The organism is Streptomyces sp. bgisy027, from assembly GCF_057710365.1.
Genome location: NZ_JBYIVZ010000019.1, coordinates 55,597 through 67,971, shown reverse-complemented (window position 1 = coordinate 67,971; position 12,375 = coordinate 55,597). Strand labels below are relative to the sequence as shown.

10 protein-coding genes are annotated in these 12,375 nt (G+C 71.5%); 1 reads left to right on the top strand and 9 read right to left on the bottom strand.

Annotated features, from left to right (window positions below; genetic code table 11):
* Nucleotides 1-8: 8 nt before the first annotated feature.
* From AC3ETA_RS20875 to AC3ETA_RS20845, 7 genes are all read right to left on the bottom strand, one after another.
* Nucleotides 9-245 carry an acyl carrier protein gene (locus AC3ETA_RS20875; protein WP_030949748.1) on the bottom strand — a complete coding sequence of 79 codons (237 nt, stop codon included), beginning with the start codon at nucleotides 243-245 and terminating at the stop codon, nucleotides 9-11.
* Nucleotides 238-2,112, bottom strand: coding sequence for an HAD-IIIC family phosphatase (locus AC3ETA_RS20870; protein WP_432194425.1), 1,875 nt, complete (start codon nucleotides 2,110-2,112; stop codon nucleotides 238-240). Before AC3ETA_RS20870 ends, AC3ETA_RS20875 begins: the two co-directional genes overlap by 8 nt.
* A 28-nt stretch (nucleotides 2,113-2,140) precedes the next feature.
* The gene (locus AC3ETA_RS20865) at nucleotides 2,141-3,169 is read right to left on the bottom strand and encodes a 3-oxoacyl-[acyl-carrier-protein] synthase III C-terminal domain-containing protein (protein ID WP_432194424.1); all 1,029 of its coding nucleotides are present in this window, start codon (nucleotides 3,167-3,169) and stop codon (nucleotides 2,141-2,143) included.
* Between the two features lie 216 nt (nucleotides 3,170-3,385).
* The gene (locus AC3ETA_RS20860) at nucleotides 3,386-4,411 is read right to left on the bottom strand and encodes an NAD(P)/FAD-dependent oxidoreductase (RefSeq protein WP_432194423.1); all 1,026 of its coding nucleotides are present in this window, start codon (nucleotides 4,409-4,411) and stop codon (nucleotides 3,386-3,388) included.
* A gap of 4 nt (nucleotides 4,412-4,415) precedes the next feature.
* Complete coding sequence (gene pepN / locus AC3ETA_RS20855) at nucleotides 4,416-6,908, bottom strand: aminopeptidase N (protein WP_432194422.1); 2,493 nt, start codon at nucleotides 6,906-6,908, stop codon at nucleotides 4,416-4,418.
* Nucleotides 6,909-7,036: 128 nt separating this feature from the next.
* Nucleotides 7,037-8,137: a ParB/RepB/Spo0J family partition protein gene (locus tag AC3ETA_RS20850; protein ID WP_432194421.1), complete on the bottom strand. Its 1,101-nt coding sequence runs from the start codon at nucleotides 8,135-8,137 to the stop codon at nucleotides 7,037-7,039.
* 393 nt (nucleotides 8,138-8,530) lie between these two features.
* Nucleotides 8,531-9,481 carry a LysR family transcriptional regulator gene (locus AC3ETA_RS20845; protein ID WP_432194420.1) on the bottom strand — a complete coding sequence of 317 codons (951 nt, stop codon included), beginning with the start codon at nucleotides 9,479-9,481 and terminating at the stop codon, nucleotides 8,531-8,533.
* 101 nt (nucleotides 9,482-9,582) lie between these two features.
* On the opposite strand from AC3ETA_RS20845, the gene AC3ETA_RS20840 reads away from it, so the two are divergent.
* Nucleotides 9,583-10,782, top strand: coding sequence for a cysteine desulfurase-like protein (locus AC3ETA_RS20840; protein WP_432194419.1), 1,200 nt, complete (start codon nucleotides 9,583-9,585; stop codon nucleotides 10,780-10,782).
* Between the two features lie 161 nt (nucleotides 10,783-10,943).
* Here the strand turns inward: AC3ETA_RS20840 and AC3ETA_RS20835 are convergent, their stop codons facing one another.
* Both AC3ETA_RS20835 and AC3ETA_RS20830 read right to left on the bottom strand, forming a co-directional pair.
* Nucleotides 10,944-11,657: a hypothetical protein gene (locus tag AC3ETA_RS20835; RefSeq protein ID WP_432194418.1), complete on the bottom strand. Its 714-nt coding sequence runs from the start codon at nucleotides 11,655-11,657 to the stop codon at nucleotides 10,944-10,946.
* Nucleotides 11,647-12,162, bottom strand: coding sequence for a SigE family RNA polymerase sigma factor (locus AC3ETA_RS20830; RefSeq protein WP_432194417.1), 516 nt, complete (start codon nucleotides 12,160-12,162; stop codon nucleotides 11,647-11,649). Before AC3ETA_RS20830 ends, AC3ETA_RS20835 begins: the two co-directional genes overlap by 11 nt.
* Between the last annotated feature and the right edge of the window lie 213 nt (nucleotides 12,163-12,375).

Genomic DNA, 12,375 nt, shown 5'->3' with positions numbered 1-12,375 from the left:
CTGAATTCTTAGAACTTCTCGACCAGCGCGACCATGTCGGTCACGGTGTAGGCGGCGTGAAAGGACCGCAGGTCCAGATCGACGGAGAACTGCTTCTCCAGGCGCACCAGGGCCTCCATCGAATTCATGCTGTCCCAGCCGAGCGCGGCCAGTGCCTGGTCAGCGGGGATGTCCGCGGGGTCGGCGCCCAGCACGTCCGCGATGATCTCCCTCACCGACTCCTCGATCGAGCCCGTTTCACTCATGCGGGGATCCATTCCTTTCGTTCAGTGCGATCCATTCCGGTGCGATTTCTCTCGCGGTGGCCGCGTCGAGCGTGAAGACCCGTGTCTCCGTCTCCTGCGGGGAGGCGGCCGGGGTGAATCCGGCGCCGGTCCAGAAGTCCGCGGCGACGCCGTTGCGGTCCGAGGGCCGGTAGTGCCCCTCGACGGTCCGGGCGCCGGCCCGCGCGGCCAGGTCGGCGAGCCGGCCGACGGCCGCCCGCTCCACGCCGCGGCTGAGCACCCGGCAGCTCAGGACGAGGTTGAGGACCCGCCACACCTCGTCGGTGCGCTCGACCCACAGGGCGCCGACGATGCCCTCGTCGCCGAAGCGGTCGGCGACCGACACCGACAGCACCAGATGCCCGGCGTCCTCGCTCATCCGCCGGGTGGCCGCCTCGTCGTAGCGGATCCCGGTGAGGTTGAACTGGTTGGTGCGGGCGGCGAGCTGGGCGATCCGGCCGATCGTGTACTCGGTCGCCGGCGCCACCTCGACCTTCAGGTCCAGCGCCCGCAGGAAGTCCTCCGAGGAGTCGAACCCGGACGAGAAGTCGCCGCGCAGCGCACGGTTGCGGTACAGCTCGGGGCGCTTGCGGTCGGTGTCGGTGAGCGCCATGACGTCGAACCAGCCGTGCCGCAGCAGCGAGTCCACCAGGTGGGCGGGGTCACCGGCGGCGGAGACCACGGCGACCTCGGGCAGTTCGTCGCCGACCTGGGCACGCTCGAAGTCGGAGTCGTCCATGAAGACGAACGACCCGGTCGACAGGGACAGCGCCTCGGCGGCCCGGCGCAGATTGCCCGCCTTCGCCGCCCAGTCGACCATCCGCACGGAGAACGCCTCGGGCCGCAGCAGCACGTCCGGGTGCTCGGTGAGGACCTTCTCGACCTGGTCCCGGTCGTTCTTGCTGGCCAGGACCAGCACGACGCCCTGCTCGCGCAGAGCGGCCACCGTGCGCTGGAGTTCGGTGTAGCAGTTGCCGGGGTACAGCCCGCCCACCTGGACGCCCTGCGGCCCGGCCTCGCCGAGGACGCCGCCCCACAGGGTGTTGTCCAGGTCCAGGGCGAGGACCTTGCGGGACAGCCCCGCGCGGGCCTGGGCGACCCGGCGCACGAGCCGCGCCAGCAGCAGCAACGCGTCGTCGCTGTAGGGCAGATCGCCGTACCGGTGCAGCCGTACGTCGCACGCCTGGACCGGTGTCTCGGCCAGTTCGCCGACGAGGTCCACGGCGACCAGCTGGTCGTGTTCCTCGGCGAGGGCGAGGAGGGCCGCGTTCAGCCGGTACCAGGAGCGGGCCACCTGGGCGCGGGCCCGCACGCTGATGATCCCGTTGCGGACCTGGGCGGGCAGCGGGACGGTGTGCACGACGACGGTGGCGGCCGTGTGCTTCAGGGCGCCGGCCAGCAGGGTGCGCAGTTCCTCCAGCCGGGCGTCGACGTACTTCTCCAGTACGTCCGGCTCGGCGGCGCCGAAGTCGCCCGGCAGAAAGTACCCGGCGTCCAGCAGCACGGCGACCAGGCCGGGGTCCCCGTCGCGGGTGAACGACCCGGTCGCCAGTGACATGCCGAAGGTGCCGTAGTCCGCGCTGCGCAGGGCGGGCAGCAGCCCGGCGCCCACCAACTGGGCGCGCAGCAGGGGCTCGAACGGGCCGACGGTGCAGGTGGCCAGGACGGCCACGGACACCTCGCGGGGCCGGTCCCCGTCCACGGCCAGGTCCTTCAGGATCCGGCCGGCCTGGCGGGCCAGGGCCGGGTCGTCGCTCTCCAGCACTGCCCTGCTGGTGCGGTGGTCGGGCATGCGTCGTTCCCGTACGGCCGCACGCAGCGCCGCCGCCGGGTTGTCGCTCTCGCTCACGGTGCGATGCCTTCCTGTGGGACGCGGGTCAGGCCCGGACGAGGGAGCAGTACCAGCGCATCCCGATGGAGATCCCGGTCAGCGCGACCAGGTCGCCGGGTGCGACGACGCCCTGCTCGATCAGCTCGCCGAGCGCGGTGAGCTGGTCGGCGGAGCCCATGTGGCCGTGGACCTTGGCCGTTGCGGCGTTGGTGCGCTCCAGCGGCAGGCCGAGCGGCTCGGCGATGTCGGCGATGCCGTCCGGGTCGTTGATGTAGATGACGTGCGTGACCTCGTCGCGGCCGACCCCGGCCCGCTTGCACGCCCCGTCGATGACGTCGAGGGTGCGGGTGATCGCGGCCTGCCCGAACTCGCGCAGCCGCGCGGGGTCCTTGCGGAAGTGCTCCTGCACGCGCACGTGACCGGCCGGCGCCGTCCTGCTCGACCAGCCCTCCGGTGGCACGGGGGCCACCGCGCCGCCGTAGTCGGTGCGGAACCAGTCGCACAGGTCCGGGATCGTGAACTGCTCGGTGGCGAGCCAGGCGTTGCGCTCGTGGCCGCGGCGCAGGACCGCGGCGACGGCGCCGTCGCTGTGCACCGCGTTGTTGACCGTCATGCGGTTGCGGTGGAACTCGCTGACCCTGTTCACCGCGACGAACAGCACGGTGCTGATCTCCGGCTGCACGGCGAGGACCCCGGCGACGATGCCCAGTCCGGTGACGCCCGAGGCACAGCCCTCGTTCAGCAGCAGGGTCTGCCGGCTCTCCATCCCCAGGGCCCGGCCCAGCGCCGCCGACCCGTCCCAGTGCGGGTACTCGGGGTGCTCGGAGGTGGCCAGCACCAGCAGGTCGACGTCGTCGACGGTCATCGAGGTGCGGGACAGGGCGTCGCGCGCGGCCCGGGCCGCGAGGTCGGTCGTGGTGATGTCGTCAGGTGCCCGGTGAAAGGTGTGGTAACCCCACCGCACAATGCGTTCCGGGTCGGGGACATAAGTTCCCGCTACTTCTTCGACATTCTGGTCCGCTCCGAACGAGTAACCGAAACCAGTAATTCCGAAGCCATGCGGAAGCTGCGCCATTGATATCTCTCTCTCGCTGCGATTCCTGCGGCCGCGTGAAATCTTCGCGGGTCCGGATGGCCGAATCAACAGCGGTCGGGCAGCCGGAGTTGAACGGAAAAGCGAAGTTGAACGCGCGTAGATCAGGGAAGTTGAACACGCACAAAAAAAGAGTGCGGGCCGGGATTGTTCCCGGCCCGCACTCATTGCGGACTGCCTCGAAATCGCGTACGGAAGTCAGGCCAGCAGCGCCGCGGCGGCCTTCCTGCTCGCGGCGACGACCGTCTTCGCCGCGCCTCCGCTGCCCCCGGTGAAAGTGTGCAGACCCGGCCCGAGAGAACGCAGTTCCAGCCCCGCCGGGTCGTGATAGCAGTCGCAGGAGGCGACGGTGCGCCCCACGGCGACCGGCACACCGAACACCCGCCGCGCGCTCTGGGCGACCCGCCTCGCCAGCGCCTCGTCCGGTGCCATCACGTCCGGGTCGACTCCCCACCGGTCGGAGGGCAGCCCGAGCAGGAAGCCGCCGTCCTCGTGGGGCCGGCCGTACAGACCGGAGTTCTCCTCGACGAACGGCCCGAGCCCCTCCAGCGGCGCCTGGCACAGGCTGTACTGGATGTGCTTGGTGCGCAGCCCCGCCACCGGCAGCCGGCTGCGGGCCAGCAGCTTCGGCGTCCAGGCGCCCGCGGCGACGACCACCCGGTCGTAGCGGAGGGTACGGCCGTCCGCCGTGCGCACCGCCGGGTCCTGGGTCACCTCGCCGACCGGCGCCTCGTGGACGGTGACGCCCGCCTGCGCCGCCGCCCGCAGTGCCGCCGTGCGCAGCCGGTGCGGGGAGATGTGCCCGGCGTACCGCTCCACCACGGCGACCGCGCCGGCGGGCAGGGTCCGGAAGGGGAACGCGCCGACCACCCCGTCCCGGCCGACGACTTCGGCCGAGCCCGGCAGATAGGCGTCCACGACCTCGGCCGGCTCCCGCGCGTCGGCACCCGCCGGCAGGACGTACAGCGCGCCGGTCTCCCGGTACCCGGACCACTCGCGCAGGACGTCGCTGCCCCTGATCTCGGCGAGGCTCTCGGCGGCCGGCCCGGTCGCCGCCACCGTGGGCTCGAACCCCCGGACCAGCCCGCCGGAGACCCTCGACGCGTCCGCCCGCCCCCCGGTGCCGTCGGTGAACAGGTCCACCTCCGCGCCGCCCGGCGCCCGCACCGTCCGCCAGGCGAGCAGGGTGCCCGCGACCCCGCCGCCGACGATCGCGACCCTCACGGCGTCACCCTTCATCCGCCCGTGCCGCCCGTGCCGCGATCACCCGCCGCAGATCGTGGGTGTGGTCCGCGGCCCGGCGGCGCAGCGTCACCGGGAGCCCGTCGAGCGCGAGCATCCCCTGCGCCGCTTCGAGCGTGCGGGGGGTGGCGGCGTAGCGCGGGTAGAGGAAGCGCAGCAGCAGGTCCAGCACCAGATCACCGCGCCGCCGGGCGGCGGCCGGCATGTCCCTGAAGAACCGTTCGACGTACGGCTCGGTGAGCGCGGTCTGCTCGGGCTGCCAGAACCCCTCGGCCAGGGACCACAGTTCGTAGTTGGACAGGTCCGTGCCGCGCGTGATCGCGTGCCACGCCGCCTCCTTGGCGGACGCCTCGGGCAGCGCCGCCCGGCACTTGGCCGCGAACTGCTCGGCGACGGCGCCCGGTCCGGCCTCCAGGGCCGCGGCGATGTCGGCCGTGTCCATCCCGCCCAGCACGGCGAGCCGGTAGCGGATGCGCCAGCTCATGTCCGTGTCGAGCCCCAGCCCCGGCGGCAGTCCGTCGCCGGCCAGCCAGCCGGACAGCTCCATGGTGTCCGCGGTGAAGTCGACCAGCCCCCGGAAGAGGGTGATCAGCCGCTCGTCGTCGGCGTCGGTGCGGGCGAGCCGTTCGCGCAGGGCGGCGGCGATCCGGGCCGTCGCCGCGGGCCGCTGGTGCGGGGCGAGGAACCGGTCGGCGACGTCGTGCCGGGCCTGTTCCAGGACCTCGGCCAGGATCGACAGTTCGGTCTCCTGGCGGACCATCCCGCTCACCAGGGCCAGATGGGCGGAGGCCGGGTACGTGCCGTCCTGGACGCCCAGCAGCAGGGCGCACCACACCATCGCCCGGTTCAGCGGGGACAGCCCGGGCAGCGTGTCCGCCAGGGCTGCCCGCGAGACGGGGTCGAAGCCGATCTTGGCGTAGGTCAGGTCGCCGTCGTTGAGCAGGAGGAAGTCCGGCGCGGGGCGGCCGACGAGTTCCGGCAGTTCGGTGCGCGCGCCGTCGATCCGGACCCGGACGGTGGTGCTGTCGTCGGCGTAGTAGAGGCCCACGTCCAGGGTGTGCGGGCGCAGGACCGGGTGGCTGTCGGGGGCGCCCTGGAGGACGGCGGCGGCGGTGATGCGGCCGTCGGCGACGGTGAGTTCGGGGGTGAGGGTGTTCACGTTGGGCGTGTGCAGCCACTTCTCGGCCCAGTCGGTCAGGTCGGTGCCGGCCGCCTCGCCCATCGCGGCGAGGAAGTCCGCGAAGGTCGCGGTGGAGTAGGCGTGCCGGTCGAAGTAGGTCCGCAGTCCGGCGGTCAGGGCGTCGTCGCCGATGTGCGCGGCGAGCTGGCGCAGCGCCGAGTGGCCCTTGAAGTACGAGATCCGGTCCAGCTCCAGCTGCACCGTGCGCACGTCGGGGCCCTCGATGCTGACCGGGTGGGTGGAGGGACGCTGGTCGGGCAGGTAGGCCTGGCCCTTGCGGCGCGCGGCGAACGTCGTGGGCGGCCCGGGGAAGCGGGTGACCTCGCTGGTGACGCGGTGCGCCATGTAGTCGGCGAGGGACTGGCCCAGCCACAGGTCGTTCCACCAGGCGTTGGTCACCAGTCCGGCGAGCCACAGCAGGGAGATGCCGTGGGCGAGGACGACGGCCCTGGTCTCGCGCTCGCTGTCGGCGGCGGCCGAGCTGAACAGGTACTGCTCGCGCAGCAGTACGCAGCCGGGGTGGTCCAGCGACAGGACGCTGAACTCGGGCACGAAGACCTGGTCGAGCTTGGCGAAGGGGTGTCCCACGCCGAAGAGTTCGGTGTACGCGTCCAGACACTGGGCGGTGATCTCGAAGACCTCGTCGACGTCGGTCTTCAGCGAGTCGGCGAGCGAGGCCCGGCAGTGCAGCCCGAGCGGTATGCCGTTGTGCTCGGTCCGGAAGGAGGCGTACGGCCCGGCGACGAGGGCGGTCAGATAGGTGGCCAGCGCCGGCGACTCGGTGAGCTTCCAGCGGCCCGGGCCGGTCCGGACCGCCTCGCTGTTGCCGAGCACCTGCCAGGTCTCGGGGACCGTCAGGTCGAACTCGTACGGGGCCTTCAGGTCGGGCTGGTCGAAACAGGCGAAGACGCGGGGCGCGTTGTCGACGTAGACGAAGGAATACACATACGTCTCGCCGTCGGCCGGGTCGACATAGCGGTGGAGCCCTTCGCACTCATTCGAGTAGCTCATGTCGGCCACCACGACGAGTTCGTTCTCGGAGTCGAGTCCGGTCAGCGGAAACCTGCCGTCCGACAATTTTTCGGCATCCAGTTCCCGGCCGTTGAGCGTGATGGACCGAAGCGTCTTCGGCTCGATGTCCAAGAAAGTTTCCGCCCCGGACTCCCGGGCGTCGAAGCGGATTTTCGTCGTCGAGCGGAAAGTGTCCGATCCGGAAGTCAGATCGAGGTCGACACAATAAGCGCGGACCAGAAGCAGGGAACCGCGTTCCCGTGCTTCCTCGCGGGTCAGACTTGGCATACGACCTTCCTTTCGCGAGAGGCGAAAGAATCGTCGTACGACCCGGTTCGAGCGTCAAGGAGAGCATAAGAATGCCGGTGGCCGGGAACCTATTCGGGTCCCGGCCACCGGCATTCCCGGGGCGCACATCACGTCTCTCTCCGTTGACCTTCCAGCTCTCTCGCTATATTCAGCCAGATTTCCCCGCAGGAACGCGCCACGGCCGCGATCTCGTTGACCCAGTGCGGGGGCACTCCCTCGACGCCCGCCACCACGTCCCGGGTGCCGATGGTGTGCGTGTCGTACCAGCGGAACAGGGTCCGGCCCGATTCCGAGTACCGCAGCAGGGGGTCCTGGAGGAGCTTGGCGCGCAGCAGCGACCAGTCGGCGGGCGCGAAGACGGGCGGCCGCTGGCGGACGGCGGGCGGCTGCTCACCGACCGTTCGGTCGGCGGGTGGCTCGAGTGTGCCCTCGCCGTCGGACACGGCATCCTGCCCGGCCGGCCGCAGTTTCGGCGGGAGCGGATCAGCCCCCCGCTGGATCCGCTGGCGGACATCGCGTGCAGTGGCCACCGAAACCCCGGCCTGACGTGCCACTTCACGCAGCGGCATCTCCGGGTAGGCCGCGACCACCTCGCTGGCGCGCAGCCGGCCCTGGCTGTAGTTGACCGGCCGGTACCGGCCGTCCCGCCCCAGTCGCACGTTCAACTGCGTCTGGTTCGCAGTTGAACGCTCCATGATCGTCCTGCGCAGCGCGGCCACGGTTCTGGCGGCGAGCCCGGTCACCGCCGCGACGGCCCGGTCGGACCAGTGGGGCTGCGCGGCGAGCACCCGGCGTGCCGCCGCCTCGCGGTCGGCCCGGGAAAGCGGCAGGCCGTGCGTGACGTTCTCCTGCACCGCGATGAGGAACATCAACTCCTCGGGGCCCTCGAAGAACCGGACCTCAATGGTCTCCTGGCCCTTCATCAACGCCGCCAGGAGGCGATGCGATCCATCGATCACGCGCATCGAGGGGCGGTGCACGATGATCGGCGGCAGCGAGTGTTCGACATCCGCAAGAGTCTGGGCATGCGAATGATCCTCCCCTTCCAGTCGGGGAGAATCACCGGGCCGGATCGATTTCGTCGGGACGGATTCGACCGGACTCAATTCAACCGATAAGCCGTTCCGCGTCCCGGTCTGCCGGCCAGGAATCTCATCGCCATCCGCTTGACCCTTTTCATCAACAAGAGCCTCCCCCGCGTAATCCACTGCAGAATCCTCTCCCGAGAAATCGCCAACGCTCCCACCTGCGCTGTTCCTTGGAATACGGATCTCACTCGCCGTGCCACTTCTCTTTTGCCGTGAAGCAGAGCAACAAGAATGCCGCCGGACTGCCGTGAAGGCTACTCCAGGGTCTGCGTGCTGTCACCTGCGGTGCTGCATGACAGAACGATCGAGAATGTTTTCTTCGAGGGGCGACGCGAGCAACGTCATGTGATAGGCGTCGCTTGAGTCAACACGTGCGTTCGCGGGTGCAGCAGTACCGGCCGGATCCCATGGGCCCCGGACGAGCGTGGTTTTTCCCGGGGGACGTGACCATCGATCCCGAAATGTGGAGTGCGCCCCACCGGATGAACTTTGCACTAGCGAGTGGCGGCGCCGTCAGTGCCGCGGCCGCAGGCCCCGCACGGCCGCCCGCAGAAGTGCGACCAGCTCGTCGACGACCGGGGGACGCTCACCCGGCCTGCCGACGGCGAGGATCTCCCGGTGCAGCGGTGCGACGCCGGGCGGCAGGACCACCCGCTCGACCCCGGTGTCCGGTCCCCGGCCGAGCAGCGTGGCGGGGATCAGGCCCACCGCGAGACCGGCCCGGATCATCGCGAGCATGCTGTGCAGGTCGTCGGTCTCCAGCGTCACCCGGGGCGCGATCCCGAGCTCTCCGGCCCAGCGCAGCAGCAACCGCCGGTCGGGGTTGTGGACATGGCCCGAGACCCACTCCCCCTCCAGGCACTCGGCCAGCTCCACCGGGCGCCGCCGGCCGGGCTCGGCACCGGCGACCAGGAGCAGCGGTTCGCGTCCCAGTGCGGTGACGGTCAGCGCGGTGGACGGGGCCGGCGGGTCCTCGGGCAGATAGCGGTAGGCGACGAGCAGGTCGATGTCCCCCGACCTGACCCTCGGCACGCCCTCGTCCGTCTCCACGACCACGAGCCGGATCCGGGGCCCCGGTCGTCGGTCCCTGAGCGTGGCCAGGATCGGCGGGAGCAGATACGTCATCGCGCTCGGGTAGATCCCGACGCGCAGTTCGGCGATCTCCCGGCTCGCGATGCCGTGGGCGGCGTCCTGGAACCGGGCGGTCGCGTCGAAGAGCGTCCCGGCCGCCCGCGCCAGGGAGCGGCCGGCCGCGGTGAGGATCAGCCGGCTGCCCGGACGACGGACGATCAGCTCGACGCCCATGTCGCGTTCGAGCGCGGCGATGTGCTGGGACACCGCCGAGGGCACATAGCCGAGTTCCGCCGCGGCCTCCGCCATCGAGCCCCGGCGCACCACGGCCAGGAAGGTCGCGAGGAGCTTCAGATCCGGCTGGGACTTCATGGCAAGGACTTCACGGGACATGAACTCTCTCTTCGGAATCCATCGCTTTACGTGTCGCGAGGTCGCCGCCAGAGTAAGGGCAGCCCGACGCCCGGAACACCGCCCGACAGAAAGCCGAGACCATGGCCATCGACGTCACCGCCCTGCGGGCCCACTTCCCCTCCCTGGACAGCGGACTCGCCTTCTTCGACGGGCCGGGCGGCACGCAGACCCCCCGGCCCGTCGCCGACGCCATCGCCGCGACGCTCACCGGCCCCCTGTCCAACCGGGGCACCGTCAGCCCGTCCGAGCTCAACGCCGAGCACGCCGTCGCCGGGTTCCGCGCCGCCTGCGCCGACCTGCTGAACGTGCCGGCGGACGGCGTCGTCCACGGGCGCAGCGCCACCCAGCTGACGTACGACTTCGCCCGCCACCTGGCCAAGGACTGGAACGCGGGCGACGAGATCGTGCTGAGCCGGCTCGACCACGACGCCAACGTCCGCCCCTGGGTGCAGGCCGCCGAACGCACCGGGGTGACGGTCCGCTGGATCGAGATCGACCCGGAGACGACAGAGCTGGACCTCGGCTCCTGCGAGCGGGCGCTGACGCCTCGGACCCGGCTGGTCGCGGTCACGGCGGCCTCCAACGTGCTGGGCACCAAGCCGCCCGTACGCCGGATCGCCGACCGCGCCCACGAGGCCGGCGCCCTTGTGTATGTGGACGGCGTCCACTACGCCGCACACCACCTGGTCGACGTGCCCGCGCTCGGCGCCGACCTGTTCGTCTGCTCGCCGTACAAGTTCCTCGGACCGCACTGCGGGGTGCTCGCGGCGGCGCCCGAACTCCTCGCCGGTGTGCGCCCGGACAAGCTGCTGCCCTCGCCGGACACCGTGCCGGAGCGGTTCGAGTTCGGCACCCTGCCGTACGAGATCCTCGCGGGCACGACCGCGGCCGTCGACTTCCTCGCCGCGATGGACCCGGGTACCGGGACCGGGCGCAGGGAGCGGCTGACGCACTCGCTGGGTGCCCTGCACGAGCACGAGCGGGTGCTGCGGGCGCGGCTCCAGGAGGGCCTGGCGGCCCTGGGCGACGCGGTCACCCTGCACTCGAAGGCGCCCGACCGCACCCCGACCCTGCTGATGACCCTGGAGGGCCGCGACGCGCGCGAGGCTCAGGCGCATCTCGCCGGGCGCGGGGTGGTGGCGCCGGCGGGGTCGTTCTACGCGTACGAGCCGTTCACCGCGCTGAAGCTGGAGAATCCCGCACTGCGCGTGGGCCTCGCCCCCTACAACACCGAGGACGACGTGGACCGCTTCCTCGACGGTCTGGCCGCCTTCCTCTAGTGCCGCGGCAGGCAACGTTTGCCCGTCAAGGAGCGGCGTCCGGTGCGTGCTCTCGGCGTGCCGGGTGCAAGCCCTCGTACTGGACGTACTTGGGCTTGTACCCGGTGCGGCGAGAGTGCGTGCCGGGCGTCGCGACGGGGCGAACGTTGCCTGCCGGGGCACTAGCCACCCGGGGACCGGCCCGCTCCCGCCGCGGACTCCGCGGCACCGGCCGAGGGCGTGCCGGCCGGCGAGTCGAAGGTCGTCACCGCGAGGGCGTCGCCGATCCGGGTGCGGGCGTAGAACCACGCGGCGTCCCCGGTGTCCAGGCCGATCCAGTCGCTGCGGGTCTCGAAGTCGCCCAGGGCCAGCGGCTTGGTGAAGGCACCGATGTAGAAAGGCCGGTCCTCGGTGTCACGGAGCTCGACCACGTAGGGCACGTTCACCTTGACGGGGCCCTTGGAGCGCACCTCGAAGGGCAGGTCGCGCGAGGCGTGCCTGGCGACGACCGTCAGCGGGCCGGAGAACCCGTTCCTGTCGGCGTACTTCGACACCACCGGCAGGTCCCGGCCGTCGACGGTGAGGGTGAACCGGAGCAGGTCGAGCGTGCCGGCGGCGGGCATCGGGGTCGCCGTGGACGGCGGGACCGAGCCGGAGTGCGAGGCCGCGGGCGGGATCCGGCTCGCGGGCGGACCGTCCGGCTGCCCGCCGAGGTTCACGTGCACGGCGAAGCCCACGACCGCCAGGGCCGCGGTCCCCGCGCCGAGGCCGACGGCCGTACGGCGACGGCGTCTGCGGCGCAGCGCGCGGGCCCGGATCCCGGGGCCGTCGAGAACCGGCGCGGTCGCCTGCTCGGCCGCCAGCTCGCGCAGTGCGGCGGAGAGTTCATCGGACACGGCCGCGCTCCTTCCGGACCGGCCCGTCGGCCTCGTCCCCCGCAAGACGCTTCGCCAGTTCCGCCCGCCCCCGCGACAGCCGCGCCTTGACCGTCCCCACGGGGGCACCGGTCTCGGAGGCTACCTGTTCGACACTCAGGTCGCACAAATGGTGCAGGACGATCGCCATCCGCTGTGCCTCGGGCAGTTCGCGCAGCGCGGCGACCAGAGCGGTGTACTCCGGCCCCGGCCCCGGCGCGGGATCCGGCGGCGGCGTGCGCCGCACCAGCTCCAGCCAGCGCCTCGCCCGCCGCCAGCGGCTCACCGCGAGGCGCATGGCCACCGTACGGATCCATGCCTCGGGGGCGCTGTCCGCCAGGAACTGCCGGCGCCGGTCCCAGGCCCGTACGAACGCCTCCTGCACGACGTCCTGCGCCTCGCCGTGGTCCCCGGTGAAGGCGTAGAGCTGGCCGGTCAGCCGGGGGAACGCGGCGGCGTAGAACGCGTCGAACTCGTCGTCGGTCATGCCCCCACCGGATTCGCCGGCCTTCTCGTGCAACCCGGCCACCTCTGCCGTGCGTACAGGTCCCGTAGGTCGCTCCATCCACTCAGGTCGCACCACGCGCGACGCAACCCCACCAGGAAGACGGCGCACACGGGTTCCCGGCTCCCTCTTCCGCAGGCGGTGTTGGCCACATCCGCGGCGGTACGGCCCGACGGCTGTTCAACCTACCGGCAC

Excerpts from the sequence above, each read along its gene's own strand:
- AC3ETA_RS20840 (WP_432194419.1), top strand. The coding sequence starts at position 9,583 with ATGGCCATCGACGTCACCGCCCTGCGGGCCCACTTCCCCTCCCTGGAC.
- AC3ETA_RS20830 (WP_432194417.1), bottom strand. The coding sequence starts at position 12,162 with ATGACCGACGACGAGTTCGACGCGTTCTACGCCGCCGCGTTCCCCCGG.
- AC3ETA_RS20875 (WP_030949748.1), bottom strand. The coding sequence starts at position 245 with ATGAGTGAAACGGGCTCGATCGAGGAGTCGGTGAGGGAGATCATCGCG.
- AC3ETA_RS20865 (WP_432194424.1), bottom strand. The coding sequence starts at position 3,169 with ATGGCGCAGCTTCCGCATGGCTTCGGAATTACTGGTTTCGGTTACTCG.
- AC3ETA_RS20845 (WP_432194420.1), bottom strand. The coding sequence starts at position 9,481 with ATGTCCCGTGAAGTCCTTGCCATGAAGTCCCAGCCGGATCTGAAGCTC.
- pepN (WP_432194422.1), bottom strand. The coding sequence starts at position 6,908 with ATGCCAAGTCTGACCCGCGAGGAAGCACGGGAACGCGGTTCCCTGCTT.